24 protein-coding genes are annotated in these 26536 nt (G+C 74.6%); 14 read left to right on the top strand and 10 right to left on the bottom strand.

Annotated elements, in window-relative coordinates; genetic code table 11:
- Positions 1 to 4: 4 nt before the first annotated feature.
- From ACI79K_RS18975 to rpsD, 4 genes are all read right to left on the bottom strand, one after another.
- Positions 5 to 511 (bottom strand): RNA 2'-phosphotransferase, encoded by a 507-nt coding sequence (locus ACI79K_RS18975; protein WP_456591260.1) that lies wholly within the window; start codon positions 509 to 511, stop codon positions 5 to 7.
- Between the two features lie 35 nt (positions 512 to 546).
- On the bottom strand, positions 547 to 2310 hold the full coding sequence (locus tag ACI79K_RS18970; protein ID WP_456600487.1) for a PP2C family protein-serine/threonine phosphatase: 1764 nt from the start codon (positions 2308 to 2310) through the stop codon (positions 547 to 549).
- A gap of 163 nt (positions 2311 to 2473) precedes the next feature.
- Positions 2474 to 3061, bottom strand: a complete 588-nt coding sequence (locus ACI79K_RS18965) for a hypothetical protein (protein WP_456600486.1) — start codon at positions 3059 to 3061, stop codon at positions 2474 to 2476.
- A gap of 137 nt (positions 3062 to 3198) precedes the next feature.
- Positions 3199 to 3801: a 30S ribosomal protein S4 gene (rpsD, locus tag ACI79K_RS18960; protein WP_456591263.1), complete on the bottom strand. Its 603-nt coding sequence runs from the start codon at positions 3799 to 3801 to the stop codon at positions 3199 to 3201.
- Positions 3802 to 3864: 63 nt separating this feature from the next.
- Between rpsD and ACI79K_RS18955 the strand changes: the two genes are divergently transcribed.
- Positions 3865 to 4620: a DUF2470 domain-containing protein gene (locus ACI79K_RS18955; protein WP_456600485.1), complete on the top strand. Its 756-nt coding sequence runs from the start codon at positions 3865 to 3867 to the stop codon at positions 4618 to 4620.
- Positions 4621 to 4782: 162 nt separating this feature from the next.
- The gene (locus ACI79K_RS18950) at positions 4783 to 5523 is read left to right on the top strand and encodes a hypothetical protein (RefSeq protein WP_456600484.1); all 741 of its coding nucleotides are present in this window, start codon (positions 4783 to 4785) and stop codon (positions 5521 to 5523) included.
- Between the two features lie 76 nt (positions 5524 to 5599).
- Here ACI79K_RS18950 and ACI79K_RS18945 read toward each other — a convergent pair whose 3' ends face one another.
- Positions 5600 to 7018, bottom strand: coding sequence for a DUF1116 domain-containing protein (locus ACI79K_RS18945; RefSeq protein ID WP_456600483.1), 1419 nt, complete (start codon positions 7016 to 7018; stop codon positions 5600 to 5602).
- Positions 7015 to 8520 (bottom strand): FdrA family protein, encoded by a 1506-nt coding sequence (locus ACI79K_RS18940; protein ID WP_456591090.1) that lies wholly within the window; start codon positions 8518 to 8520, stop codon positions 7015 to 7017. The genes ACI79K_RS18945 and ACI79K_RS18940 overlap by 4 nt, the downstream gene beginning before the upstream one ends.
- A gap of 181 nt (positions 8521 to 8701) precedes the next feature.
- On the opposite strand from ACI79K_RS18940, the gene ACI79K_RS18935 reads away from it, so the two are divergent.
- The 8 genes from ACI79K_RS18935 to ACI79K_RS18900 all read left to right on the top strand — a co-directional run bounded on the left by ACI79K_RS18935 (position 8702) and on the right by ACI79K_RS18900 (position 18420).
- Complete coding sequence (locus ACI79K_RS18935; RefSeq protein ID WP_456600482.1) at positions 8702 to 10207, top strand: uracil-xanthine permease family protein; 1506 nt, start codon at positions 8702 to 8704, stop codon at positions 10205 to 10207.
- A gap of 293 nt (positions 10208 to 10500) precedes the next feature.
- Entirely contained in the window at positions 10501 to 11373 is an 873-nt protein-coding gene (locus ACI79K_RS18930) for an FAD binding domain-containing protein (protein WP_456591092.1), read from the top strand.
- Positions 11370 to 11885 carry a (2Fe-2S)-binding protein gene (locus ACI79K_RS18925; protein WP_456591093.1) on the top strand — a complete coding sequence of 172 codons (516 nt, stop codon included), beginning with the start codon at positions 11370 to 11372 and terminating at the stop codon, positions 11883 to 11885. The genes ACI79K_RS18930 and ACI79K_RS18925 overlap by 4 nt, the downstream gene beginning before the upstream one ends.
- 91 nt (positions 11886 to 11976) lie before the next feature.
- Positions 11977 to 14400 carry an aerobic carbon-monoxide dehydrogenase large subunit gene (gene cutA, locus ACI79K_RS18920; RefSeq protein WP_456591094.1) on the top strand — a complete coding sequence of 808 codons (2424 nt, stop codon included), beginning with the start codon at positions 11977 to 11979 and terminating at the stop codon, positions 14398 to 14400.
- The gene (locus tag ACI79K_RS18915) at positions 14397 to 15080 is read left to right on the top strand and encodes an SRPBCC family protein (RefSeq protein WP_456591095.1); all 684 of its coding nucleotides are present in this window, start codon (positions 14397 to 14399) and stop codon (positions 15078 to 15080) included. The genes cutA and ACI79K_RS18915 overlap by 4 nt, the downstream gene beginning before the upstream one ends.
- A gap of 225 nt (positions 15081 to 15305) precedes the next feature.
- Complete coding sequence (locus tag ACI79K_RS18910) at positions 15306 to 16511, top strand: hypothetical protein (protein ID WP_456600481.1); 1206 nt, start codon at positions 15306 to 15308, stop codon at positions 16509 to 16511.
- A gap of 26 nt (positions 16512 to 16537) precedes the next feature.
- On the top strand, positions 16538 to 17776 hold the full coding sequence (locus ACI79K_RS18905; RefSeq protein WP_456600480.1) for a histidine kinase: 1239 nt from the start codon (positions 16538 to 16540) through the stop codon (positions 17774 to 17776).
- On the top strand, positions 17773 to 18420 hold the full coding sequence (locus tag ACI79K_RS18900; RefSeq protein ID WP_456591098.1) for a response regulator: 648 nt from the start codon (positions 17773 to 17775) through the stop codon (positions 18418 to 18420). The genes ACI79K_RS18905 and ACI79K_RS18900 overlap by 4 nt, the downstream gene beginning before the upstream one ends.
- Here ACI79K_RS18900 and ACI79K_RS18895 read toward each other — a convergent pair.
- Positions 18393 to 19010, bottom strand: a complete 618-nt coding sequence (locus ACI79K_RS18895) for a TetR/AcrR family transcriptional regulator (protein WP_456600479.1) — start codon at positions 19008 to 19010, stop codon at positions 18393 to 18395. The two genes, ACI79K_RS18900 and ACI79K_RS18895, sit on opposite strands and share 28 nt — an antisense overlap.
- A 130-nt stretch (positions 19011 to 19140) precedes the next feature.
- Between ACI79K_RS18895 and ACI79K_RS18890 the strand changes: the two genes are divergently transcribed.
- Positions 19141 to 21345, top strand: coding sequence for an MMPL family transporter (locus ACI79K_RS18890; RefSeq protein ID WP_456600478.1), 2205 nt, complete (start codon positions 19141 to 19143; stop codon positions 21343 to 21345).
- 130 nt (positions 21346 to 21475) lie between these two features.
- Positions 21476 to 22306: an SDR family oxidoreductase gene (locus ACI79K_RS18885; RefSeq protein WP_456600477.1), complete on the top strand. Its 831-nt coding sequence runs from the start codon at positions 21476 to 21478 to the stop codon at positions 22304 to 22306.
- Between the two features lie 19 nt (positions 22307 to 22325).
- Here ACI79K_RS18885 and pdxR read toward each other — a convergent pair whose 3' ends face one another.
- Positions 22326 to 23753 carry a MocR-like pyridoxine biosynthesis transcription factor PdxR gene (pdxR, locus tag ACI79K_RS18880; protein ID WP_456600476.1) on the bottom strand — a complete coding sequence of 476 codons (1428 nt, stop codon included), beginning with the start codon at positions 23751 to 23753 and terminating at the stop codon, positions 22326 to 22328.
- A gap of 66 nt (positions 23754 to 23819) precedes the next feature.
- Between pdxR and ACI79K_RS18875 the strand changes: the two genes are divergently transcribed.
- On the top strand, positions 23820 to 24740 hold the full coding sequence (locus tag ACI79K_RS18875; RefSeq protein ID WP_456591103.1) for a DMT family transporter: 921 nt from the start codon (positions 23820 to 23822) through the stop codon (positions 24738 to 24740).
- On the opposite strand, the gene ACI79K_RS18870 is transcribed toward ACI79K_RS18875, so the two are convergent.
- Both ACI79K_RS18870 and ACI79K_RS18865 read right to left on the bottom strand, forming a co-directional pair.
- On the bottom strand, positions 24721 to 25191 hold the full coding sequence (locus tag ACI79K_RS18870) for a GNAT family N-acetyltransferase (RefSeq protein WP_456600475.1): 471 nt from the start codon (positions 25189 to 25191) through the stop codon (positions 24721 to 24723). The two genes, ACI79K_RS18875 and ACI79K_RS18870, sit on opposite strands and share 20 nt — an antisense overlap.
- 107 nt (positions 25192 to 25298) lie before the next feature.
- On the bottom strand, positions 25299 to 25706 hold the full coding sequence (locus ACI79K_RS18865) for a RidA family protein (RefSeq protein ID WP_456591105.1): 408 nt from the start codon (positions 25704 to 25706) through the stop codon (positions 25299 to 25301).
- Between the two features lie 78 nt (positions 25707 to 25784).
- On the opposite strand from ACI79K_RS18865, the gene ACI79K_RS18860 reads away from it, so the two are divergent.
- Positions 25785 to 26423: a TetR/AcrR family transcriptional regulator gene (locus ACI79K_RS18860; RefSeq protein ID WP_456591106.1), complete on the top strand. Its 639-nt coding sequence runs from the start codon at positions 25785 to 25787 to the stop codon at positions 26421 to 26423.
- Positions 26424 to 26536: the final 113 nt, after the last annotated feature.

Genomic DNA, 26536 nt, shown 5'->3' with positions numbered 1-26536 from the left:
CCGGTCAGCCGCCGAGCACGGTCAGGTAGCGGGGCGGTACCGCGGCGACCAGCCACACCCCGTTGGCCGAGCGGCTGAACCGCGCGCCCTCGCGGGCCATCGCGGCGGCGTCGACGCGCAGCACGACCGGTGCGCCGCGGCGGCTCCCGACGGCGCGGGCGGTGACGACGTCGGCGCTCAGGTGGACCGCGTGCCGACGTCCCGGGCGCAGCCCCTCGGCGAGGATGGCCGCCAGGAAACGCGCCACGGTGCCGTGGAAGAGCTCGTCCGGTGGCGTCTCGTCCGCGTAACCGAGATCGACGGCGACGCTGTGCCCCTGGCTGGCGCGGATGCGGCCACCCCGGAGCTCGTACCGGCGCTTGTCGTCGGCGGCCACGACGTGCTCGAGCTGCTCGCGGGTGAGGTGGAGCGCCGCGAGCAGCACGTCGACGTCGGCCCAGCCGGCGGGGTCCAGGGTGATCCCGACCGACTCGGGGCGGTGCCGCAGGACGAAGGACAGCCGCTTGCTCACCCGGACGACGTCCATCCCCGGCTACCGCGCCCGCGTCAGCCGCAGCGGAAGAGCACGAAGGCGACGTCGTCGTCCGGGGCGTCGCCGAGCAGCCGCTCGGTGAGCCGCGCCTTCAGCTCGGCGGGGCCGAGGTGCCGGCCGTCGACCAGCGCGTCGACCGCCCGGCCGATCCCCTCGTCCAGCGCCTCGTGCCGCCGCTCGACCAGGCCGTCGGTGCAGAGCAGCAGCGTCGAGCCGGCGGGCAAGGCCACCTCGACCTCCGGGCGCCCGTCCCCGTCCGCGACGGCGAGCGGGAGCGCGCTCGCCGCCTCCAGCAGCGAGGTGGCACCGTTCTCCTCGACCAGGATCGCCGGCAGGTGCCCGGCGCTGCTGTAGCAGAGGATGCCCGCGAGCGGGTCGACGACGGCGCAGAAGACCGTGCTCACAGCGGCGCCGGGAACCAGCGCGGCGAACCGGTCGAGAGCCGACAGGACGTCGGCGGGGGACCGGCTCTCCAGCAGCAGCGCCCGGCCGGCGCTGCGCAGCTGGCCCATCACCGCCGCGGCCGGCAGGCCCCGGCCGACGACGTCGCCGACCATCACGCCGTAGCCGCCACCGGGCAGATCCACCACGTCGTACCAGTCCCCGCCGACCTCGAGCGTGCCGGTGGCCGGTTCGTAGTGGACGGCGAACCCCTCGGGCAGCGCGGTCGGCCCGAGGACCGCGCGCTGCAGGGTGACGGCGACGTCGGTGAAGAACTGGGCGCGCGCGCGTTCGGACCGTGCCCGCTCCTCGGCCCGCCGCCGCTCGGCCACGACCGCCTGCGCGTCGGCGATCGCCGCGGCGACCTGCCCGGCGGCCAACGCCATGAAGATGCGGTAGCCGTCGTCCAGGGGGAGGTGCGGGCTGGCGCCCAGGACCAGCGCACCGATCGGCCGCTCGGCGCCGGCGGCCGTGAGCGGCAGGGCGACGGCGGTGTCGACGTCGGCCTGTCCGGCCGGGCTCGCGCCGACGCTGGACAGCCCCGGCAGGACGCCGGCCAGCCCGGTCACCGTCTGCGCCTCGCCGGTCGCCATGGCGCGGAGCACCTGCTCGGGGATGGCACTGGTGGCCAGTTCCCCGTGCACGCCGAGGCCCTGCCCGGCGACGAAGCGCGGCTTCCCGTCCTCGTCCGCCAGGTAGACCAGCCCGAACGGGCAGTCCGTGCGCGCGTCGGCGAGCACCCCGAGCGCGGTGGACACCGCCTCCGTCGTGTCGCCGTGCGAGGCGCGCGGCAGGCTGCCCAGCCGCTGGAGGATGCCGAGTCGGCGCGCCGCCAGCACGCGGTGGGTGGTCTCGACCACGGTGTCGAGCAGGCCGACGACCGCGCCGCCCGGCTCGACCACCGGGCTGAACGAGAAGGAGAAGTAGGTCTCCTCCTCGAACCCGTGGCGGGTCATGACCAGGAGCAGGTCCTCCGAGTACGTGGCCCGCCCCGCCATGACCTCGGCGACCATCGGGTCCAGGGCCGGCCAGATGTCGGCCCAGACATCCCGCGCCGACCCGCCCAGGGCGGCCGGGTGCCGGGCGCCGAGCATGGGGGCGTAGTCGTCGTTGTAGACCATGACGAGCTCCGGTCCCCACATCAGCAGGAACGGGAAGCGTGAGTTCAGCGCGGTGCTGACCGTGGTCCGCAGCGTCGGTGACCAGTCCGCCTGCGGGCCGAGGGCGGTCGTCCCCCAGTCGTGCTCGAGGACCAGCCGCTGCAGCTCCGTCCGGGGTCCACCGGGGATCAGCTCCGCCAGGTGCCTGTTCAGCGCTGCCTCCCGACGGCCCGGCACACGCCGGACCACCGTGGCGGCGGCCGTTCGTTCGTGCTGCCCATATCCTCGCACCCGCGCCCGCACGGGGTGCATTGGGCACGACCTTTTCCCCACCACGGGGGCCAGCGCCGATGCGCGGCCGCCGACGGTCTGCTGGGCGGCCCGCCTGGCCGCCTGGTCGTCAGCCGGCGAACCAGCTGTCCGGCGGCACGTCGGGGTGGCGCCCCGACTCCTCGCGCGCCGGCTCCGGCGACGTCCACGGCCAGAGCTCGACCACGTCCTCGGCCGCCCGGCGGATGGCCGTCCCGTCGAGCTCGGTCACCGTCTCCTCGATCCCCAGCACCGGGCAGCGCACGACGAACCACACCGGCCCGGGTGGCGGGAGCGGGGCCAGCCACCAGCCCTGGTCGACCGAGTGCTCGTTGCCACTGCCGCCCTGCGAGGAGAAGACGACGTCCTCCATCGGCCCCTGGCGGTGGTCGTCGTCCAGGCGGGTGCCGTCGGCGAGCTGGACCCCGATCAGCATCCGCGGCGCGCCGTCGCCGCTCCGCCACACCATCTCGTGCAGGTCCACCATGGGGATGGCGCCGGGACGCACGCGGACGACGAGGTCGACGAGCACCCCCGTCGAGAAGACCGCGACGCGCGTGAGCGCGACCGCCGCGTGGTCGCTGCGACCGAGCACGGCCGCGAGCGGCAGGACCACCGGGATCTCGTTCTCCGGCGGGCTCGTCAACCGGAAGCGCTCGGCGTGTGCGTCGTGCGGCACGTTCCCGGAGCTCGCCCACGTGGTGGCGCAGCCTGACGGCTCCGCGCACGCACGGCAAGGGTGGATCCGGCGGCGGGAGGCGCGCACCGGCCCACCAGGCAGCCGATGCGGGCGGTGCGCACCTTCCCGCGGGGAGGTCAGCGGGAGTAGTACTCCACGACCAGCTGCTCCTCGCAGACGACCGGCACCTCGTCGCGGGTCGGCGTCCGCTCGTAGCGGCAGACCAGGTCGGCCAGCCGGACCTCGAGGTACTTCGGCGCCTCGGCGTGCGCCCCGGACGCGGCGACGACGAACGGCTCCTTCGTCCGCGACTTCTCCGCGATCTGCACGAAGTCCCCGGGCTTGAGCCGGTAGGACGGGCGGTCGACCCGCTTGCCGTTGACCAGCACGTGCTGGTGGGTGACGAACTGGCGGGCCTGGTAGATGGTGCGGGCGAACCCGGCGCGCAGCACGGTGGCGTCCAGCCGGGACTCGAGGTCCTGGATCAGCGCCTCGCCGGTCTTCCCGCCGGTCCGCTTGGCGCGGTCGAAGGCGGCGCGCAGCTGCGTCTCGCTGATGTCGTACTGCGCGCGCAGCCGCTGCTTCTCCTTGAGCCGGGTGGAGTAGTCGCTGTCCTTGCGACGCTTCCGCCCGTGCTCGCCCGGCGGGTACGGGCGGCGCTCGAAGTACTGCACGCACTTCGGGGTGAGCGGGATGCCCAGCGCGCGGCTGAGCCGGACCTTGGGACGGGGCGTGTTCACTCGGGACCTCCGGTTTGGTTAGGCTCACCTTACTACTCGCCCACGAGCTCTCCGAGGTGGTCCATGACGGCCGGCCCGACCCACTCGTCCGCGGCCGTCGACCGGCAGCCGCCGGCGGCCGAGCGCGCCCGCACCGTCGCGGTGCGCTCCGCCGCCAGCCTGCACGTCGCCGGGGTCGGCTCCTGCCAGGTGCTGGCCGCGACGACGACGGCCGACGGTGACGTCCTGCTCGTCGTCCCCACCGACGGCGGTGTGATGACGGCGCTGCGCTCCTCCCCGCTGGGCGACGTCCCCGCCCGGTTGACCGTCGCCGACCGCGCTCCCCTCCCGCTCCGCCACCCCGTCCGGGGGCTCGTGCAGCTCACCGGCTGGCTCGTGCCGGTGAGCGAGCAGGACGCGCCGCAGCTGGTGCTGGACTTCGCCGACTCCTCGCCCGCGGAGGTGCTGTTCGAGGTGGGTCTGGGTGCGGCGCTGGTGCGGCTGGACCTGGCCGAGGTCGAGCTCGAGGAGTCCGGTTCGCGCGCCGAGGTGGACCCCGACGACTTCCGCGCCGCCCGGCCCGACGTGGTCAGCGGCGCGGAGATCGATCTCATGGCGCAGCAGGCCGCTGCGCTGAGCCGGCTGACGGGCCGGGTGCAGCACTGGGCCGGCCGGCACGACGACGTCCGGCTGCTGGGGCTGGACCGGTTCGGCGTCCGGTTCCGCGTGCAGGGCCGGAACGGCTGCTACGACCTGCGGGTGCCGTTCACCGAGGCGCTCGACGACGTCGACGGGTTCGCCGCCGCCGTCGACCACCTGCTCACCTGCGGCCCCGCCTGAACACTGCCCAGCCGCACGCCAGGCGGCGCCACTCCGCCCGCTCGGACCCGCCGGCGACACACCCGACACACCCCGCCTGAGCAGCGCGTTCAGTAATTCGTAACCCTGCCTCACTAGCCTGCCGCCACCAGAACGGATCGTTTCAGGAACACGGGGGCACCAATGGCCGAGAGCGCGGGGATCGACTACCCGGAGCCGCGAGCGGTGGTCGATCTGCTGGTCACCAGCAAGGGCGACGTGCTGCTGAGCTGGGTCGAGGCGGCCGGTGCCACGGAGTTCGTGGTGACGGTCGATGAGGACCGGATGCAGCAGGGGGTCGCGATCGAGCCCGGCGAGCACGTCGAGGTGGTGTGGCGCGGCCCCGAGGAGCTGCGATCCCGGCCGACCGAGCTGGTCGCGACGCGGTCCGACCCGCCCCAGTGGCGGCTGCGGCCCGTCGGCCCCGCCACCCGCGGCCAGCGCCGGTCGGCGGTGCGCGCACCGCTGAGCGTGCAGGTGCAGATGACCGTCGGGACCGAGGTGCTGCGGGGGGCGAGCCTCGACATCAGCGAGGGCGGGATGCGGGCGCTGTTCCGCGCAACGGTCACCGCCCCCACGGCCGGCCCGGCCGCCGGATCCGCCGAGGGAGCGGTCGAGCAGCCGGAGGGTCTGCCCGGCGAGGACGGGACGACGCAGCCGGAGGATGAGGACCCGTTGCGCCTCGGCGCCGTGCTTCCCCTCGTCGTCTGCCTGGATCAGGAGGAGGTGCCCTGCCGCGGGGAGGTGACCCGGCGGATCCCGCGGCAGGACGACCGCACGGAGCTGTGCTTCCGCTTCGTCGACATGCACGAGAGGACCCAGGACCGGATCCGCCGGCACGTCTTCGCCGGGCTGCGCACGCTGCGCGCCCGCGGCCTGCTCTGACCGGCCTGCCTCCCGAGTGCCACGAACTCGTGGTCATCCGCGGCTGATGACCACGAGTTCGTCGCATCCGGAGGGGTCAGGCGGTGCGGGCCTCCTCGGCCAGCGCCGCCAGCGCCTGCTCGAAGCACTCCTGCGGCGGCTGCACCAACCCCGCCCCCACCTGGCCGGTCCCGGCGATCCGCCCGGCCATGCCGGTGTTGATCTGCGGCAGCCAGCCGGTGCGCGCCACCTTGAGGACGTCGATGCCCGTGGGCGAGCCGCGGAAGCCCATGATCGGGATCGCCATCGCCGGGTTCTCGGCCAGGGTCAGCTGGTACATGCGCTCGGTCGTCGCCAGCGCGTCGGGCACGGTGCCACCGACGAACCGGACGATCGCCGGCGCCGCCGCCATCGCGAACCCACCGATGCCGTAGGTCTCCATGATCGCGGAGTCGCCGATGTCGGGGTTGGCGTCGTCGGGCCCGTAGTCGCCGAGGAACAGGCCGACCGGGGTGTTCGCCGGCCCGGTGAACCAGCGGTCGCCGGTGCCGGCGGTCTGGATGCCGAACTCCGTGCCGTTGCGCGACATCACGGTCAGCATCGTGGAGCCGGGGATGCCGCGGGCGGCGTCGAGGGCGAGCTTCGCCGTCGGCATGCCGAGGTTGAGGAAGAAGTGCTCGTTGCCGCCGATGAACCGCAGCACGTCGGCGATGTCCGACGACGAGGCACCGCTGGCGACGATCGACGGCGACAGCTCGCGCAGCGCCATGAGCGAGCCGGCGCGGTTGCGGTTGTGCCCCTCGTCGCCCATCTGCAGCATCTGGGCGAGCACGGCCTTCACGTCGAGCGGGTCGTTGCCGGCGTCGATCGAGCCGCGCACCGCCTTCGACAGCACCGGTCCGAGGACGTCGCGCATCCACCGCAGCCGGGTCTGCACCTCCTCGTTGAAGGCCCCCATGCGCAGCACCTTGCCCAGGCCCTCGTTGAGGTTGCAGTAGGCCTTGCCACCGGTGACCGGGTCCTCCAGGCACCACATCCACATGGACGGGCTGGTCACGCCGGCCATCGGGCCGACGGTGCGGTGGTGGTGGCAGGGGTCCAGGGTGACCGCGCCGGTGGAGAGGAGGACCTCCGCCTCCTCGACGTCGGCCGCCCACCCCTCGAACAGGCAGGCGCCGATCAGCGCACCGCGCATCGGCCCCGAGGCGTTCTCCCACGCCAGCGGCGGGCCGGAGTGCAGGAGCGTGCGGTCGGTCAGGCCGATGACCTCGCGGGCGGGGCGGACGTCGACCAGCACGGAGCCGGCGGCCATCACGCGCTCCACGGCCGTGCGGTTCGCCGCGGCCCGGCGGGCGTCGAGGGCGAGGGCGGCGAGGTCGGCCGGGTCGCCGAAGCCCGGGGGCCGCCAGTCGACGTCGCGGACGTCGGCGCCCTGGGCGCGCAGCGCGTCGGAGAAGACGTCGACGCCGGCGGCGACGATCGCCGGCGGTCCGGAGAGCAGGTTGCCGAGCGTCATGCCGAAGCTCCCAGCAGGTCGAGGGCGTACCGCGTGGCGGCAGCATTGGACGAGAAGACGGCGGCGCCGGCCGCGGCGAGGGCGTCGGCCTGCCGGGACCAGCCCTGCGGATCGCCCTCCGTGCCGATCAGCGCCACGACGACCGGCAGGTGCTTCTGCGCCCGCGCCGCATCCAGCGCGGGGACCAGCGCCCCCGCGGGGTCGGGGTCGGCGCCGTGCCCGAGGACGACGTCGAGCAGCAGGACGGCGGGCTCGTCGCTGGCGGCCACCCCGGCGATCGCCTCGAGCCGCAGCGTCGGGTCGATCATCGGGTGCGCGCGGCCGACGGTGAGGGCGTCGTCGCCGAAGTCGATGACGACGTGCCCGGAGGCGGACAGGTCCGTCCCGAGATCGAGCTCGGGCTCCAGCGGGGTGTTCGACCGGATGCCGCCGAGCGCCGGGGCGGCGAGGAGCATCGCCTCGTCGGCCAGCGTGCCGCCGGAGTAGAGGCCCTTGAGCACCGCGCCGGGGACGGCGGCCTCGGCGGGGCCGGGGCGGGACGGCCACACCGGGACGTCGAGCCCCATGTCGGTGAGCAGCGCCTCCACGGCGGCGGTGAGGTCGGGGGTCTCGGGCGAGAGGGCGGCCGACCGCACCGGCACCGAGAGCCGCCCCGCGGCCTCCTCGACGGCCGCGGCGACCTCCGGGGCCGGCGGCTTGGAGACCAGCAGCACCCGCTCGGTGGCGGGGTCGGCGTCGAGGGCGGCCAGCGCGTCGAGGGTGGCCAGGCCGCCGACCTCCGACTTGAGGTCGCGCCCACCCACGCCCAGCACGTGGGAGACGCCGACGCCGGCCATGTCGAGCAGGCAGGAGACCTGCTGCGCGCCGGTGCCGCTCGCCGCGACCAGGCCCACCGGCCCGGGGCGGACGACGTTGGCGAAGCCGAGGGCGACGCCGGAGACGATCGCCGTGCCGCAGTCGGGGCCCATGACCAGCACCCCGGCGTCGTGGGCGGCGCGCTTGAGCGCGACCTCGTGCTCGACCGGGACGCCGTCGGAGAAGACCAGCACGCTGCGCCCGGCGGCGATGGCGTCGGCGGCCTCGGCGACCGCGTACGTGCCCGGCACGCTGACGATCGCCAGGGCCGGCGCCTCGGGCGAGAGCTCGTCGAGGCCCGCGCCGACGGTGCGGTGCGGGATGGCGGCGGCGGTGCCGGTGGCGCGCTCCCGCTCGGCGAGGGCGGCGTCGACGTCGGCGAGCGCGGCGGCCAGCGTCTCCTCGTCGTCCGCGCGGACGGCGATCAGCAGCTGCTCGGGGCTCGTCTCGCCCTCGGGCGCCAGGCCCATGCCGGCCGCGAGCTCGAGGTTCAGCGGGGTGGCCATGGCGACGAGGACGGCGCCGACGCCCTCGCGGCCGCTGATCCGGCGACTCACCTGCATCAGCTTCACCGAGTCGGCGTACACGCCGGATCGCAGCTGCACCGAGACCGCGGCGTCTCCACCGGGAGGGGCTGAGGAGCTCATGCCCGGACCGTACCGAGAGATCTCTCAGCGGTGAAGTATCGGCATCTCGATGCAACAACGATTTAGCACTGAGGTACTTCCGCCGGGCCTGTGCCCAGTGACACAGTGGCGCCTCGCGATCGGGCCGACAGCCGTCGACCGACGCCGGACCGAGTCGGACAGGCACGTCGAGGAGGCACTCATGTCGTTCGGGTGGAAGCTCTACGGGGACGGTAAGACGCCCCCACTCGGAGAGGCCGTCGCCCCCGACGAACGCCTCTCCTGGCCGCGCACCGTCGGGATCGGCGCGCAGCACGTCGTCGCGATGTTCGGGGCGACCTTCGTCTTCCCGATCATCATGGGGCTGGACCCCAACCTCGCCATCATGATGAGCGGCGTCGCCACGATCATCTTCCTGCTGATCGTGAAGAACCGGGTACCGAGCTACCTGGGCACCAGCGCCGCGTTCGTCGGCGGCGTGGCCGCGATCCGGGCCAACGGCGGCGACTCCAGCGACGTCGTCGGCGCGCTGCTCGTGGCCGGCGTCGTGCTCGCCCTGGTCGGTCTGTTGATCCACTTCGCAGGGCTCGGACTGATCAACAAGGTGCTGCCGCCGGCCGTCACCGGCGCGGTGGTCATGCTCATCGGCTTCAACCTGGCCCCGGTCGCCGCCGGCACGTACTGGCCGCAGGACCAGTGGGTCGCGCTGGCGACGATGACCTTCGTCATCGTCGCCTCGCTGGCGCTGCGCGGGTTCCTCGCCCGCATCTCGATCCTGCTCGGCCTGATCTTCGGCTACCTGCTGTCGGTGCTGCTCGACGCCACCGCCGGCCAGATCACCTCGCCCGACGGCACCGGCGCCGAGACCACCCGCGACCGGATCAACTTCGACTCGGTCGCCGACGCGGACTGGTTCGGCCTCCCCGACTTCACCGGCCCGTCGTTCTCGCTGAACTTCAGCCTGCTGGTCATCCCCGCGGTGATCGCGCTGGTGGCGGAGAACGCCGGGCACGTGAAGGCCGTCGCCGAGATGACCAAGCGCGACCTCGACCCGTACATGGGCCGCGCGGTCGCGGCCGACGGCATCGCGACCGTCGTCGCCACCTCCGTCGGCGGCTCCCCCACCACCACCTACGCCGAGAACATCGGCGTCATGGCCGCCACCCGCGTCTACTCGACGGCGGCCTACTACGTGGCCGCGCTGGTGGCGATCCTGCTCGGGCTGATCCCCAAGTTCGGCGCCCTGATCAACATCGTCCCAGGCGGGGTGCTCGGCGGGATCACCGTCGTCCTCTACGGGATGATCGGCCTGCTCGGCGCCAAGATCTGGAAGGAGAACCGGGTCGACTTCGCCAACCCGATCAACCTGGTGCCGCTGGCCGCCGGGATCATCATCGGCGTCGGCAACGTGACCCTCACCTTCACCGACGAGTTCGTGCTCAACGGCATCGCGCTCGGCTCGATCGTCGCCGTCGTCGCCTGGCACGTCGCCCGCACCCTGGCTCCGGCGGACATGAAGGCCGCGCTGCTGCGTGAGGGGGCGCACCCCGCCGCCGGCAGCACGTTCGGCCACGGGGCGGAGACAGAGGGCCCGGCCGGCGGCTACGCCGACGAGCGGGGTGGCACCGACCCGTCGTCGGTGGACGAGGTCGGCCGCCCCGGCGTCCTCGGCGGGCACACCCCCGGCAGGGACACGCGCGACCGCTAGACCCGCTCCCCCGCCGCCCCCGGCCTCCGGACGACAGCACCCGTCGTCCGGGACCGGGGGCGGCGCGCGTTCCGGCACGGGTTCCCCGCGGCGCCGGGTCGCTATGGGACCGGGCCGGCGACGACCCGCTCGCCGTCGTCGGCCGGCGCTACCGACGCCTGCCCAGCGGAAACGGGACGGGGCCGGAACCCGCAGCGAATTCGCAACGAAGTTTTAGCGCTGAGGTACTTTCGCCCGCTTCGTGCCGGTGACAGAGTGGCGTCTTCCAGCACGCACGGAGGTGACCGCAGCCGGTGAAGCCCGCCCCCTTCCGCTACGCGGATCCGAGCACGCTCGACGAAGCTCTCACGCTCCTGTCCGAGGACGGCGCCAAGGTGCTGGCCGGTGGCCAGTCGCTGCTGCCCCTGCTGTCGATGCGGCTGGCGGCGCCGGCCACGCTGGTCGACATCAACCGGATCCCCGGCCTGGACACGGTCGAGGTCACCGGCGAGGGCGTGACGGTGGGCGCCCTCGTGCGGCACGACACGCTGCTCCGGCACGAGGGCGCGGCCGCCGCCCAGCCCCTGCTCGGCCGGGCCACCGCGAACGTCGCCCACCCGGCGGTCCGCAACCGGGGCACCACGGTGGGCTCGATCGCCCACGCCGACCCCTCCGGCGAGATGACGTCGGTGCTGGCGCTGACCGACGGCTCGGTCACGGTGGCGACGACGTCGGGCACCGAGTCCGTCGGCTGGCGCGACTTCTTCGTGGGGCCGCTGGAGACGTCGATCCCCGGCGGCGCCGTCGTCACCTCCGCCACCTTCCCGGCCCTCCCGGCACGCGCGGGCACCGCGTTCGCCGAGGTGGCCCGCCGCAAGGGCGACTACGCGGTCTGCGGCGCGGGCGTCGTCGTCACGCTGGACGCCGACCGCCGGGTGGAGTCGGCCCGCGCCGCCTACGTCTCGGTGGGGCTCACCCCCGAGGTGCACGACCTGACCGAGGCCGTCGCCGGCTCGCCGGTGGACCAGGCCGACTGGGCCGCCGCCGGGGCGCTCGCGCGCACCCTGGTCGACCCGGACACCGACATCCACGCCAGCGCCGACTACCGGCGGCTGCTGGTGGGGGTGCTGACCGAGCGAACGCTGGCCGAGGCTGCCGCCGAAGCTGCTGGGAGGACCGCCGCATGACCGCCTCCGTCGACACCGAACGGACGATCACCGTCACCGTGAACGGTGTTCCACGTGAAGCCACGGTGCCGGTGCGCCGGCTGCTGTCGGACGCGCTGCGCCACGACCTCGGGCTGACCGGCACGCACGTCGGCTGCGAGCACGGCGTCTGCGGGGCGTGCACGGTGATCGTGGACGGCGCCCCGGTGCGCTCGTGCCTGATGCTCGCCGTCCAGGTGGACGGGTCGGAGGTGCGCACCGTCGAGGGGCTGGCGCGCGAGGACCACCAGGGCGGGCAGGTGCTGCACCCGGTGCAGGAGGCGTTCCGCGAGTGCCACGCGCTGCAGTGCGGGTTCTGCACGCCGGGCTTCCTGATGACGATCGCGGCCGGGCTCGAGGGCCGCGACAACTCGGCCGAGCTCACCGAGGAGGAGGTCGACGAGATGGTCGGCGGCAACCTCTGCCGGTGCACCGGCTACGCCAACATCAAGAAGGCCGTGCACTCCGCGGCCGCCGCGATGAAGGACGCCTGATGCCACCGGCCACCCCGGGCATAGGAAGCTATCCCTACGTCCTGGGGCTGGAAACGCAGGTAAAGCTTCCTATGCCTGAGAGGGGCGAGCGGTGACGACGAAGCTCTTCGGCGAGCCGGTCCGCCGGCGCGAGGACCAGCGGCTGATCACCGGCAAGGGCCGCTACCTGGACGACATCGGGTCCCGGGCCCTGGCGGCGGCGTTCGTGCGCTCGCCGCACGCGCACGCCCGCATCGTCTCCATCGACGTGGACGAGGCGCTCGACGTCGAGGGCCTGGTCGCGATCTACACGTACGAGGACCTCACCGGCCCGATGGCCGAGCCGCTGCCGGTGCTCATCCCGCACCCGCAGCTGACCTCGCCGCGCACCGGCTTCCCGCTCGCCAACGGCGAGGTCAACCACGTCGGCGAGCCGGTCGTCATGGTCATCGCCACCGACCGGTACATCGCCGAGGACGCCGCCGAGAAGATCGTCGTCACCTACGAGGAGCAGCCGGTCGTCGTCGGTGTGGACGCCGCCCGCGCCGCGCAGCACGCCGTCCACGAGGAGATCCCGGACAACGTCGCCGCCCGGCACCACCAGGAGACCGGTGACGTCGAGCCGGTGCTGGCCGCCTCGCCCCGCACGATGAGCTTCACCCAGTACATCGAGCGCAGCGCCTGCATGCCGATGGAGGGCAAGGGCGTGCACGCGAAGTGGGACGCCGACGACTCCTCCCTGCGGGTCTACACGAGCACCCAGGCGTCGACGTCGGTGCGCGCGGCGATCGCGGCGAAGCTGGACCTCTCGCTGGACAAGGTCGAGGTGATCGCGCCCGACGTCGGCGGCGGCTTCGGCGTGAAGATCGTGCACCCGTGGCCCGAGGAGCTCCTGGTGCCGATGGCCGCGATCGCGCTCGGCCAGGAGGTGAAGTGGACCGAGGACCGCCGCGAGCACTTCATCGGCTCCGCGCACGAGCGGCAGCAGCGCCAGGAGATCACCGTCGGCTACGACGACGAAGGGCGGATCACCGCCCTCGACGTGCACATCTGGCACGACAACGGCGCCTACACGCCCTACGGGATCATCGTGCCGATCGTGACGGCGACCCAGCTGGTCGGGCCGTACGCGATCCCGGTGTACCGGGTGATCGTCGAGTCGGTGTTCACCAACACCGTCATCGTGACGCCGTACCGCGGCGCCGGGCGGCCCCAGGGCTGCTACGCGATGGAGCGGACCATGGACCGCATCGCCGACGAGCTCGGGCTGGACCGGGCCGTCGTCCGCGAGCGGAACCTGATCCAGCCCGACCAGTTCCCCTACGACCACCACCTGACGTTCCAGGACGGCCGGCCGGTCATCTACGACTCGGGGAACTACCCGGGGCTGATGGACAAGCTGAAGACGCTCGTCGGCTGGGACGCCGCCGAGGAGCTGCGCCGCGACGCCGAGGCGCGCGGGAAGCTGCTCGGCGTCGGCATGGCCATGTACGTCGAGGGCACCGGGCCCGGCCCGTACGAGGGCGGGCACGTGCAGGTGCTCGGCAGCGGCAAGGTGCTGGTCTCGACCGGGCTCACCTCCCAGGGGCAGGGCCACGAGACGGCGTTCGCGCAGATCGTGGCCTCCGAGCTCGGGGTGCCGATCGAGGACGTCGAGGTGACCACCGGCGACACCCGCCGCTTCGGGTACGCCGTCGGCACGTTCGCCTCGCGGGCCGCGGTGATGAGCGGCAACGCGATCGCGCTGGCCGCCCGCGGGGTGCGGGAGAAGGCGCTGCGGATCGCCGCCGACGTGCTGGAGGCCTCGCCGGAGGACCTGGAGATCGACGAGGGCCTGGTGCAGGTGAAGGGCGTGCCGGGGACGTCGATCCCGTTGCGCACCGTCGCCGTCCTGTCCAACCCGCTGCGGTACGCCTTCGACGAGGCCGCGAGGCAGGCGACGCAGTTCGCCAAGGCCGGGGACGACTCGAAGCCGCCCATCGCCGCGGGTGACGCGCCGGGGCTGGAGCACCGCGACTACTACTCGCCGATCCGCTCGACGTTCGCGTCGGGCGCGCACGCGGCGATCGTGGAGATCGACCCGGCGACGTGGGAGATCGACGTCGTGAAGTACGCGGTGGTGCACGACTGCGGCAACGTGGTGAACCCGATGATCGTCGAGGGCCAGGTGCACGGCGGCGTCGCGCAGGGCGTGGGCGGGGCGCTGTACGAGCGGATGGCCTACGACGGCGACGGGCAGCTGCAGAACGCCTCGTTCATGGACTTCCTGATGCCGTACTCCTCGGAGATCCCGGACGTGGTGATCGATCACCAGCAGACGCCGTCGCCGCTGAACCCGCTGGGCATCAAGGGCGCCGGCGAGGCCGGCGTGATCCCGGGGACGGCGGCGCTGGCCTCGGCGATCGAGGACGCGGTGGGCCGGCGGATCGCCTCGATGCCGATCTCGCCCACCGAGCTGTACGACCTGGTGCGTTCCCCCGATTCGGAGAAGACCGCCGTGGCCGAGCGCCGCGCGGGGACTGGAGTGATGGCGTGAACCTCGACGGCTCTGCGGTTCTTTCGGGCGACCCGGAGAAGGTGTGGGCGGTGATCACCGACCCGGCCGTGCTGGCGCGCACCATCCCGGGCTGCGAGACCCTGGAGCAGGTCGGTGACGACGAGTACAAGATGAACGTCTCCGTCGGCGTCGGCGCGATCAAGGGGACGTACGCGGGCGAGGTGCGGCTGTCGGACCAGCAGCGGCCGTCGTCCTACGTGATGCACGCGTCGGGCGCGGGTGCACCGGGCAACGCCCGGGCGACGGTGACGATCAACCTGTCGCCGGCCGAGGACGGGAAGACGAACCTGACCTACTCGGCCGACGCCGTGATCGGCGGGCCGGTGGCCGGGGTGGGCCAGCGGATGATCACCGGTGTGGCCAAGCGGATGGCCGGCCAGTTCTTCAAGGCGATCGACGACGAGCTGACGGGTGTCGCGGTGCCGATCGCCGCTGCTCCGTCGGCCGCTGCGGTGGGCCCGACCGCGGTGACGGAGGCGGACGTCGCCGGCAAGCACGCCGCCCCGGTGGGCGAGGCCGCGCCGACGGTCTTCGCGGGCAAGGCCGGCGTTCCCGCGGGAACGCCGGGCGACGTGCAGACCCTGGCGCTCGGCGCCGTCGGCGGCGCCGTGCTGACCCTGATCGGCGTCCTCGTCGGCTACCGCCTCGGCCGGAGGTAGCACGCCATCGGGGTGCCCGCGCTGCACGGGCGCGGGCACCCCGCCTGACCCCCCTGAGCGACCGCACGCAGGCGGCGATCCCCGCCCCGGAGGCCCGCCTGCTCGACGGCTGAACCACCCGCCCAGCGGAGGCAGATCCCCCGCGCGGGGGAGCAGCGGGCACCGCCGGCTCACGAGCCTGGGGATGTGCCTGGGAACGGCCCGGGCCGCATCCCGGAGGTCGCCGTGACCATCGCCCATGACCACCCGCCGGCTCCCGAAGCCACCCCTTCCCGATCGATCGCGTTGCTCGACCGCGTCCTGCTGGCCGCGGCCGCCTGGAGCGCCCTGCACCTGGTGTTCGGCCTGCGCTGGCTGCTCGACCCCGGCAGCCTCCCCGCGTTCGACGACGACGACCGGTTCGGGTTGGTCGCCCTCCTCCCGCCAGCCGTGACCACCTGGACGGTCATCGGGCTGGCCGCCGCCGGCCTGGTGCTCGCCGTGGTGGCGCGCGGACGGCCGGGGACTCCCGCGCTGCCTCTGCTGATGGCCCTCGAGGCGGCGCTGCTGGGCGCGGTGTCGGCCGACCTCGGCGTGCTGTCGCTGGTCGGTTACCTGTGCGCCATCATCGCCCCCGCGGCCTTCGTCGTCGTCCTCGTGGTCGGTTCGGTCCGCGACCGCCGGGCCCGGCCCTGGCTGCTGGGCGTGGTCGCCCTGCTCGTCGCCGGCGTGGTCTCCGGCGCGCTGGGGTGGGACACCCTCGTGACGCTGGGCTCCGAGCTCGCGGACGGCTTGGCAGCGAACGCCCTCGTGCCGGCGCACCTCACCCTCGTCCTGGGCGGAGCCCTCCTGTGGGGGGCGGCGGCCGTCCTCCTCCGTCGCGCGGTGGCCGGACGCTGCACGGTGTGCGGCCGCCCCGCCGCCCGCTGGACCGAGCCCGCGAACGCGCTGCGGTGGGGGCGGATCGCGACGTGGATCGCGGTCGCCGGACCGCTGCCCTACGCCCTTCTCCGCATGACCTGGCTGACGCCGTGGCCGCTCGGCCTTCCCGAGGGCGGCGAGCTGGAGACGGCGACCCGGCTGTTCGGCCTCCTGCTCGGCTTCGCCGCCCTCGGCGGTGCCGTGCTGACCGTCGGGCTCATCCGCCCCTGGGGCGAGGTGTGGCCCGGTTGGGTCCCCGGTTTGCGCGGACGGCCGGTGCCGGTCCGCGTGCCGGTCCTCGCCGGCGGCCTGGTCGCCGCCGTGCTGCTGGCCGCGAGCCCCGGCCTGGTCGTCGCCGGCATCGAGGGCCTCACCGCGGGGGACGGCATGCAGGCGGCACTGCTGTTGATCTTCCCCACCCTGCCGTGGGGGCTGGCTCTCGCCGCGGCGGTGACCGCGTACGCCTACCGTCGCCGCGGCGCCTGCCGCGTGTGCGGTCAGGGAGACCCGGCGCTCTCCGTGCTCCCGTGACGGCGATCCGCTGCGAGGATGCACCGGTGCAGCGAGGGACGACGGCCGCCGCCATCCGTCGCTCGCTGCACCGGTGGGTCTACCTCCTGCTGGGTGGCGCGATCGGCCTGGCCGTCGGCGTCGTCTTCGCCTGGCCGGTCTCCCTGCTCTCGACCGCCGGGGTGCCCGTCCTCCTCCTCGTCCCGCTGGCCGGGCTGGTCCTCGCCGCACCCGTCGCCGCGATCGGCACCCTGGCCGAGGTCCGCTCCATCGAGGGCGCGGCCGTCGCCGGGCTGCTCACCGGACGTCCGCAGGAACGCCCGGGCCCCGCCACCACCCGGGCCCAGCGTGGACGCAGCGCCGTCCTGCTGGTGGCCCACGTCGCCGCCGGCTCGCTGGCCGGAGCCCTGCTGGTGATCGGCCTGCCGACCGCCGCCGTCGTCGCCGCGGCCCCCGACGGGCTGGGCGAGTCGATCCTCCCGGGCGTCTCGCCGCCCGAGGCGGTGCCTGCCCGGGTGGCCGTGGCCGCGGGGATCGCGGTGGTCTGCCTCGTCGGCGGGGAGCTGCTGGGACGCGCCATCGCGGCCCTCGCCCCGCGGCTGCTCGCCGATCCGGCCGCCGAGCGGCTCGCCGCGGCGGAAGCGTCGGTGTCACTGCTCGCCGGCCGCGACCGGCTGGCCCGCGAGCTGCACGACAGCGTCGGGCACGCACTCAGCCTGGCCAGCGTGCAGGCAGGGGCCGCGCGCCGGCTGCTCGCCCGCGACCCGGCAGCCGCCGAGCAGGCGATCCGCGCCACCGAGGACGCCGCCCGCCGGGCCATGGTCGACCTCGACCACGTGCTCGGGCTGCTCCGCGAGGACGAGGGCACCCCGGAGGACGTCGCCCCGGCGCCCGACCTCCGGGACCTCGAGCCGCTGGTCGCCGACGCCCGGGCAGCGGGCGTGCAGGTGTCGGTCGACGTCGCGGGAGACGTGAACGGGCTGCCCGCGGTCGTCTCCCGGGAGGCCTACCGGATCGTGCAGGAGGGCCTCACCAATGTTCTGCGTCACGCGCCTGGCGCAGCGGGCCGGCTCGAGGTGCGCGCCGGAGGCGGTGAGTTGCGGCTGCGCCTGACCAACACCGCCCGCGGCACCGTGCCCGCGGAGGCCCGCGGCGGCCGGGGGCTGGTCGGTGTGGAGGAGCGCGTCCGGGACCTGCGCGGCTCGATGCGCGCCGGCGCCGGGGACGACGGCTGCTGGCGGCTCGAGGTGCACCTGCCCGTGCACGCGCGCGGAGGGCATCGATGAGCCTGCGGGTGGCACTGGTCGACGACGAGCCGCTGATCCGCCGCGGGCTGGCCGCGGTCGTCGGCAGCGAGCCGGACATGGAGGTCGTCGGGGAGGCGGGGGACGGCGCCGAGGTGCTCGACCTGGTCGGGCGCACCTCCCCCGACGTCGTCCTCATGGACGTGCGGATGCCGCGGATGGACGGCATCGCGGCCACGCGGGCGCTCGTGCGCGCGGGCTCGGCGGCCCGGGTTCTCGTGCTCACGACGTTCACCAACGACGACCACGTCTTCGAGGCGCTCGCGGCCGGCGCCGACGGGTTCCTGCTCAAGCGGTCCACGCCCGAGGAGATGCTGCACGGCATCCGCACGGTGGCCCGCGGCGAGTCCCTGCTCTTCCCCGAAGCCGTCCGGGAGCTGGCCCGCCGGCGAATCCGGTCGTCGGGCACCACGGACGATCCCGGCTTGGCCCGCCTCACCGCGCGCGAGCAGGAGGTGCTGCGGCTGATGGCCGCCGGCCTGAGCAACGCCGAGATGGCCGCCCAGTTGGTCGTCGGTGTCGAGACCGTGCGCAGCCACGTCGCCGCCGTCCTGGCCAAGACCGGGACCCGGGACCGCACGCAGGCCGTCGTCCTCGCCTATCGCTCCGGGTTCATGGCGGTGTGAGAGCCCGCGGCGCCCCGGCGGCGGGCGGCCTTCCGGTAGCCGGCGAGCAGGTGGGCGCCGAGCTCGGTGAGCTCCTCGCGCAGCCACTCCTCCGGCACGTCCGGCGGCGCGGCCAGCAGCGCCCCGGCCAGCGCCTGCAGGGTCGCCGCGCCCCACACGGTCCCCAGCGCATCGCCGTCCCCACCGAGCAGCCCCGCCTCGACCTGCCCGCGCAGCTTCGTGCCCTTCTCCACCAGGCCCGGTCGGCTCATGGCCGTGGCGTCCCGGGTCAAGTACGCCGCCACCCGGCGGTGCCGCAGCAGGTAGTCGACGTAGCCGGCGACCTCCACACCCCGCCCGCGCCCGGACCGCGCGCCCGACTCGGCCAGCACGAGCAGCTCGTCGAACGCCGGCTCCACCAGCGCCAGCAGGATCTCGTCCTTGGTGTGGAAGTGGTAGTAGACGGCGGCCTTCGTGACGCCCAGCCGGTCGGCGATGTCCTGGAGCGAGGTTCCCTCGAACCCGTGCTCGCTGAACAGGTCGAGCGCGGCGTCCAGCACCCGCTGCGCGCCGGCCGACCGGCCGCTGCCCGCGGTTCCCGCGCTCGTCACCGGCACAGCGTAGACACCGCCCTACGTGACACGACTCATCCCTCACCTAGCCGATCGGCTAGTAGCATGCTTGCCGATCGGCTAGGCGCCAGCGAGCCGACGACGCACCCTCGACCCCCGGAGCGCACACGTGGCCGTCCTCCTCCACCGTCTCGGACGCTGGGCCTTCCACCGCCGCAAGACCGTCCTCGTCGCCTGGGTGCTCGCCCTCCTCCTCCTGGGTGGCCTGGCCGGCGCCTTCAGCCGCGACGCCGACGCCCAGCTCTCCATCCCCGGCGTCGAGTCGGTCACCGCGATGGAGACGCTGCAGGAGCGCTTCCCCGGCGGCGGCGCCGGCGGGGCCACCGCCCGCATGGTCTTCGCCGCCCCCGAGGGCAGCGCGGTCACCGACCCCGAGCTCACCGCCGCCATCCAGCAGGCGGTCGCCGAGGCCGCCGAGGCCGAGCAGGTCGCCACGGCCACCGACCCGTTCCAGACCCAGGCCGTCTCCCCCGACGGCTCGGTCGCCTACGCCACGGTGACCTACGGCGTGCAGGTCGACGAGATCACCGACGACGCCCGCGCCGAACTGATCGACGTCGCCGAGAGCGCCGAGGACGCCGGCCTGCGGGTCGAGCTCGGCGGCGAGGCCACCCAGGCCATCCCCGCCCAGGGCGCCGCCGAGGCGATCGGCGTTCTCGTCGCGATGGTCGTCCTCACGGTCACCTTCGGGTCGCTGCTGGCCGCCGGGCTGCCGCTGCTCACCGCGCTGATCGGCGTCGGCGTCGGGATGTCGGGCGTGCTGGCCCTCTCGGCGGTCGTCGACCTCACCAGCACCACCCCCACCCTCGGCCTGATGATCGGCCTGGCCGTCGGCATCGACTACGCGCTGTTCATCACCATCCGGCACAAGGAGCAGCTGGCCACCGGGATGCCGGCCCGGGAGTCCGCCGGGCGGGCGGTCGGCACCGCGGGCAGCGCGGTCGTCTTCGCCGGTCTGACGGTGATGATCGCCCTCGCCGGGCTCACCGTCGTCGGCATCCCCTTCCTCACCACCATGGGCCTGGTCGCCGCCGGCATGGTCGGCATCGCCGTCCTCGTCGCCCTGACGCTGGTCCCCGCCCTGCTCGGCTTCGCCGGCGACCGGTTCAACCGCTGGGCGGTGCCGGGGCTGCGCCGCCGCCAGGCCGCGCTCGCCACCAAGGAGTCGGCCGGCACCCGCTGGGCCCGCACGGTCACCCGCTACCCGATCGCCGTCCTGCTGGCCGCCGTCGTGGGGCTCGGCGTCGTCGCCCTGCCGGCGCTCGACCTGCGCCTGGGGCTGCCCTCGGAGGGCGACCTGGGCGAGGAGACCACGCAGCGGCAGGCCTACGACCTGCTCGCCGAGGGCTTCGGCCCGGGCTTCAACGGCCCGCTCACCGTGGTCATCGACGCCACGGACGCCGACGACCCCCAGGCCGCGTTCGCCGAGACCGCGGCCGCCGTCGGCCAGCTGGACGGGGTGGCCGCCGTCGTCCCGCCGGTGCCCAACCAGGCCGGGGACACCGCGATCCTCACCGTCATCCCGGCCGAGGGGCCGACCGCGGCCGGCACCGAGGACCTCGTCGGCGACATCCGCGACCTGCGCCCCGACCTGGTCGAGAGCACCGGCTCGGAGCTGGCGGTCACCGGCAACACCGCCCTGGGCATCGACATCTCCGAGAAGCTCGCCGACGCGCTGCCGGTGTTCCTCGCCGTCGTCGTCGGACTGGCGTTCCTGCTGCTGATGCTCGCCTTCCGCTCGATCCTGGTCCCGATCAAGGCGACGCTGGGCTTCCTGCTCAGCCTCGCCGCCACCTTCGGCGCGCTGGTCGCGGTCTTCCAGTGGGGCTGGCTGGCCGACCTGCTGGGCGTCGAGCAGACCGGGCCGGTGCTGAGCTTCCTGCCGATCCTGCTCATCGGCCTGCTGTTCGGCCTCGCCATGGACTACGAGGTGTTCCTGGTCAGCCGGATGCGCGAGGAGCACGTGCACGGCACCGAGCCGTGCGAGGCGGTGATCGGCGGCTTCCGCCACGGCGCCCGCGTGGTGACGGCGGCCGCGCTGATCATGGGCTCGGTGTTCGGCGGCTTCATCCTCGGCCACGACGCCACCATCAAGAGCATCGGCTTCGCGCTGGCGTTCGGTGTGCTGGTCGACGCCTTCGTCGTCCGGATGGCGCTCGTGCCGGCCGTGATGACGCTGCTGGGCAAGGCGGCCTGGTGGCTGCCGCGCTGGCTGGACCGGGCGCTGCCCGACGTCGACATCGAGGGCGCGGCGCTCGAGCGGCGGGAGCCCGCGGCCCGTTCCGACGACGAGCTGGTGGCCGCCCGACGCTGAGCACCCGCACGCCGAGGGCCGTCTCCCCGACCGGGGAGGCGGCCCTCGGCTCGTTCCCGCGGGAACGAGCGGAACATGACGGGGAGCACCGGCGCTGACGACGGCGGACGCCCGACGAAGGAGACCCCGCATGCCCAGGACCTGGTTCATCACCGGCGCATCCCGCGGCTTCGGCCGCGAGTGGTCGATCGCCGCCCTCGAACGCGGCGACTCGGTTGCCGCCACCGCCCGCGACACGGCCGGCCTCGACGACCTGGTGCAGCAGTTCGGCGACCAGATCCTGCCGATCCGGCTGGACGTGGACGACCGCGACGCCGCCTTCACCGCCGTGCGGCAGGCCCACGACCACTTCGGCGGGCTGGACGTCGTCGTCAACAACGCCGGCTACGGCCAGTTCGGCATGATCGAGGAGATCAGCGAGGCCGAGGCCCGCGCCCAGTTCGACACCAACGTCTTCGGCGCGCTGTTCGTCACCCAGGCCGCGCTGCCCTACCTGCGCGCGCAGGGCTCGGGCCACATCCTGCAGGTCAGCAGCATCGGCGGGATCAGCGCGTTCCCCAACATCGGCATCTACAACGCCTCCAAGTGGGCGCTGGAGGGATTCAGCCAGTCGCTGGCCGCGGAGGTCGCCGACTTCGGCATCAAGGTGACGATCATCGAGCCCGGCGCCTACGCCACCGACTGGGGCGGCGCCTCGGCGAAGCACGCCCCCCCGAACCCCGCCTACGACGCCTTCCGCGAGAAGGCCGCGGAGCAGCGCAGGGCCCGCGCCGGCAACCCGGGCGACCCGCTGGCCACCCGCGAGGCGGTGCTGCAGCTCGTCGACATGGAGAACCCGCCGCTGCGGATCTTCTTCGGCGACGGCCCGCTGGCGATCGCCACCCGCGACTACGAGTCCCGGCTCGCCGAGTGGCGCACCTGGGAGCCGCTCTCCAAGGCGGCCCACGGCCGCAAACCCTGACCACCGGCAGTGCCCGTCCTCACCCGGGCGGGCCCTGCCGCAGGGCGGCGGCCATCCGCTCGACGGCGACGTGCAGGCGGTCGGGGGACGTGGCGGCGTAGCCGAGCACCAGCCCGGGGTCGCCCGGGGTCAGCCGGTGCCACGACAGCGGGTGGACGACGACGCCGGCGTCCCGCGCCGCCCCGGCCAGCGCGACGTCGTCGGCGTCCAGCCCCGGGAACGTGACCAGCAGGTGCAGCCCCGCCGCGATCCCCGCCACCCGGGCCCCCGGCAGGAACCGGCTCAGCGCCCCGAGGAGCGCGTCCCGTCGGGCCCGCTGCCGGGTCCGCACCAGCCGCAGGTGCCGGTCGTACGCCCCCGACCCCAGCAGCTCCGCGAGCACGAGCTGCGGCAGCGCCGGGCTGCCCAGGTCGCTGGCGTGCTTCGCCGCCACCAGGTCGGCATCCAGGTGCGACGGCGCGACCAGCCAGCCCAGCCGCATGCCCGGCGCCAGCGTCTTCGACGTGCTCCCGGTGTGCGCCACGTGCTCCGGCGCCGACGGCTGCAGCGCCGGCACCGGCGCCCGGTCGTAGCGGTGCTCGGCGTCGTAGTCGTCCTCGATCACCAGCCCGCCGTCGCGCGCCCACGCCAGCAGCTCCCGCCGCCGGTCCGGCGAGAGCACCACGCCCGTGGGGTACTGGTGCGCCGGCGTCACCATCACCGCCGGCACGGACGGCAGGGCGGAGACCACGAGGCCGTCGTCGTCCACCGGCACCCCGACCGGCCGGAGCCCCCAGTGCGCGAGCTCCTCCCGCGCGCCCCGCGACCCCGGGTCCTCCACCCCGATCGAGCCCGCCCCGCGAGAGCGCAGCGTCTGCGCCAGCAGCGCCAGCGCCTGCGCCACCCCGGCGACGACCAGGATCCGGTCCGGGTCGGTGCGCAGGCCGCGGGTGCGCCCCAGCCACCCGGCCAGCTCGCGCCGCAGCCGCGCGCTGCCCCGCGGATCGCCGTAGCCGAGGTCGGCCGCCGTCGCGTCGCGCAGCACCGCCCGCTCGGCCCGCAGCCACGCCGCCCGCGGGAACGCCGCGAGGTCGGGCACCCCCGGCGAGAGGTCGATCTCGCCCTCGGCGGCGGGGCGGTTGGTCGGCTGCGGCAGCCGGTCCGGGTCCGGGGGCGGCGGTGGCACGGGGGACGACGGCGGCACGGGGGACGCCGACGGCAGCACCACGGTGCCCCGCCCGGTCCGCCCCTCGACCAGCCCCTCGTCGACCAGCCGCTGGTAGGCCTCGACCACCACCCCGCGGGCGATCCGCAGGTCGGCGGCGAGCGTCCGCGTCGGCGGCAGCCGGTCACCCGCCGCCAGCCGGCCGTCCAGCACCGCGGCTCGCACCGCGGACGTCAGCCAGTCGGTCACCCCGCGCGCCGGCGCACCCGCCGGGTCCAGGTGGAGGAAGTCCGTCCCCGGCATTGGTCCACTCCGCTCTGCAGTCATTGGCCCTACTGGATGGGCCAACGCGGTCCGAGCATGGCAGCCATGGCCGCGATCGTCGATGCACCCCCCGTCCGGCAGCCCGCCGCGCCCGCCGTCCTCGCCGGAACGGTGGCGATGGGCTTCGTCGGCAGCAGCGTCGCCATCTCCGCCGTCCTCACCGAGGCGCCGCTGTTCACCGCGCAGTCGCTGCGCTACGCCCTCGCCTGCCTGCTGCTGGTCGGCTTCGCCCGCTCGGCCGGGCGGCGGATCGTCCAGCCGCAGGGTGCCGAGTGGGCCTGGCTGCTCGGGATCGTCGTCACCGGGATGGTGCTGTTCAACGTGGCGCTGGTGCGGGGCTCGGCGCACGCCGAGCCGGCCGTCCTCGGCGTGGCCGTCGCCTCCGTGCCGGTGCTGCTCGCCGTCGTCGGCCCGCTGCTGGAGGGCCGCCGGCCGCGCGGCCGGGTGCTCGGTGCCGCCGCCATCGTCACGGTGGGCGCCGGACTGGTGCAGGGACTCGGCCGCAGCGACGCCGAGGGGCTGGCCTGGGCGGTCGTCGTCCTGGTCTGCGAGGCCGGGTTCACGCTGCTCGCCGTGCCGTTGCTCGCCCGGCACGGGGCGTGGGGCGTCTCGGTGCACACCACCTGGCTCGCGGCCGCCGTCTTCGGCCTTCTCGGCCTGGTCACCGAGGGGCCGGCCGCAGCGCTCCGCCTGACCGGCACGCAGCTGGCCGCCGTCGGCTACCTGGCCGTGGGGATGACCGCCGTCGCCTTCGTGCTCTGGTACTCCGCCGTCGGCCGGCTCGGCAGCGCGCGGGCCGGGCTGCTCACCGGCGTCGCCCCGGTCGCCGCCGCCGGGGTCGGCGTCGCCATGGGCGACCCGGCGCCGGGGCCGGTCGTGTGGCTGGGCATCACCGTGGTCACCGCCGGACTGGCCCTGGGGCTGACCGGGCACGCCCGACCACCCGTCAGCGGCGGCGCTCCATGATGTGGCCGGTCGCGGTGAACGCCTCGTTGCCGACCAGCGCGCCGGTCTTCGTCTCCACCAGCGTGAAGCCTTCCCGCTCGTAGAGCCGCCGCGCCGGGTTGCCGTCCAGCACCGTCACCTCGACGCGCTCGATCCCGAGACCGTCGGCATGCGCCAGGAGGTGCCGGACCAGCGCCCGGCCGATCCCGCGGTTCTGGACGTCGGGATGCACGTACAGCCACGTGAGCTCGTCGTCGGCGAAGGCGACGAACCCGACGACGGCGTCGTCCACGACGGCCACCCAGACCTGGTCGTCGAACAGCCCCTCGTCCTCCGCGGTGGCCGCCAGGTCCTTGAACGCCTCCACGCCCACGGTCGCGGCCAGCTCCTGCCACCGCGCCGCGTCGTGCGCCGCCGCGATCGCCGCCCAGTCCTCGCGGCGGTAGTTCCGGATCGTCACCTCGGTGGCCATGGCAGGAACCCTGGTGATCATCCGGCGCGCCTGTCCAGCGAATTGGCGTCCGCCGGGGCGGCGTTCCCCGCGGGAACGCCGGGCGCCCGGCGTGAAGCGGCCCGACCTCAGTCCAGGACCGCGGTGGCCTCCATCTCGACCAGGAAGTCGGGATCGAAGAGGACCGAGACCCCGATCATCGAGGCCGGCGCGGCCGAGGCGACGCCCAGCGTCGCCGCCGCCCGGGACAGGCCTTCCATGAAGGCGGGCATCTTCTCCAGGCTCCAGTCGACGACGTAGACGGTCAGCCTGGCGACGTCGGCGAAGGTCCCCCCGGCCGCGGCCAGGGCGGTGCCGACGTTGAGGAACGCCTGCTCGACCTGGGCCGCGAAGTCGCCCACGCCGACCTTCTCGCCCGTGGCGTCGACGGCGACCTGGCCGGCGACGAACACCAGCCGCGAGCCGGTCGCGACCGCGACCTGGTGGTAGACGTCGGGCGTCGGCAGCCCGCTCGGGTTCAGCAGGGTGATGGCCATGCTCACTCCTCGCTCGTGGCGCCCGGAGCATCCGGGCCGGTCGAAACATAGCAGCGTTATGCCATGTACGGTCCCCCTGTGGCTCGCCCGAAGGACCCGGCGGTCCGCATCCAGCTGATCGAACGGGCCGCCGTCATGCTGCGGTCCCGCGAACCGATCACCCTGCGCTCCCTGGTGGCCGGGACCGGCGTGTCGACGATGGCCGTCTACACCCACTTCGGCGGCATGGAGGGCCTGTGGCAGGCGCTCCGCCAGGAGGGCTTCACCCGGCTGGACGCCCGCCTGGCGACGGTGCCGACGTCGGCCGACCCGGTGCGCGACCTGACCGCCCTGGCGGCGGCCTACCTGGACCACGCCCTCACCCACCCCGACCTGTACCGCGTGATGTTCGACGCGAGCGTCGACCTGGAGGACCTCCCGGCGGCCGACGCCACCCTCGAGCACCTGGTCCGGGCCGCCCACCGGGGCCGGGACGCCGGCCGCTTCCGCGCCGATGTCGACCCCCTCGAGCTGGCCGTCCAGAGCTGGACCATCGGCCATGGGCTGGTCTCGCTGGTCGCCACCGGCCCGCTGCCGCGCGAGGCCCTCGACCACGGGCGCTTCCTGCTCGGCGCGCTGTTCACCGCCAGCGGGGACGAGCCCGCGCGCTGTCGCGCCTCGATCCAGCAGGGCTGGCACCGGCCGGCCCCGGACGACGAGCAGCCGCGCCCCGCCTGACGCGGGCAGCACCGAACGCGGGGGGGGGGGGGGGGGGGGGGGGGGGGGGGGGGGGGGGGGGGGGGGGGGGGGGGGGGGGGGGGCGGCGGGCCGCGCCGGCGGCCGCGCGGGAG

Source organism: Blastococcus sp. SYSU DS0616, from assembly GCF_054051015.1.
Note: the sequence above shows the minus strand (reverse complement) of the source record. Positions and strands in the feature narration are given on the sequence as shown.

What these genes read in the sequence shown, in the direction of transcription:
- ACI79K_RS18925 (WP_456591093.1), top strand. Translation starts at nt 11,370, where the DNA reads ATGACCGCCTCCGTCGACACCGAACGGACGATCACCGTCACCGTGAAC.
- ACI79K_RS18940 (WP_456591090.1), bottom strand. Translation starts at nt 8,520, where the DNA reads ATGAGCTCCTCAGCCCCTCCCGGTGGAGACGCCGCGGTCTCGGTGCAG.
- pdxR (WP_456600476.1), bottom strand. Translation starts at nt 23,753, where the DNA reads ATGCCGGGGACGGACTTCCTCCACCTGGACCCGGCGGGTGCGCCGGCG.
- ACI79K_RS18950 (WP_456600484.1), top strand. Translation starts at nt 4,783, where the DNA reads ATGGCCGAGAGCGCGGGGATCGACTACCCGGAGCCGCGAGCGGTGGTC.
- ACI79K_RS18870 (WP_456600475.1), bottom strand. Translation starts at nt 25,191, where the DNA reads ATGGCCACCGAGGTGACGATCCGGAACTACCGCCGCGAGGACTGGGCG.
- ACI79K_RS18935 (WP_456600482.1), top strand. Translation starts at nt 8,702, where the DNA reads ATGTCGTTCGGGTGGAAGCTCTACGGGGACGGTAAGACGCCCCCACTC.
- ACI79K_RS18865 (WP_456591105.1), bottom strand. Translation starts at nt 25,706, where the DNA reads ATGGCCATCACCCTGCTGAACCCGAGCGGGCTGCCGACGCCCGACGTC.
- ACI79K_RS18885 (WP_456600477.1), top strand. Translation starts at nt 21,476, where the DNA reads ATGCCCAGGACCTGGTTCATCACCGGCGCATCCCGCGGCTTCGGCCGC.
- ACI79K_RS18955 (WP_456600485.1), top strand. Translation starts at nt 3,865, where the DNA reads ATGACGGCCGGCCCGACCCACTCGTCCGCGGCCGTCGACCGGCAGCCG.
- ACI79K_RS18875 (WP_456591103.1), top strand. Translation starts at nt 23,820, where the DNA reads ATGGCCGCGATCGTCGATGCACCCCCCGTCCGGCAGCCCGCCGCGCCC.
- ACI79K_RS18900 (WP_456591098.1), top strand. Translation starts at nt 17,773, where the DNA reads ATGAGCCTGCGGGTGGCACTGGTCGACGACGAGCCGCTGATCCGCCGC.
- ACI79K_RS18945 (WP_456600483.1), bottom strand. Translation starts at nt 7,018, where the DNA reads ATGACGCTCGGCAACCTGCTCTCCGGACCGCCGGCGATCGTCGCCGCC.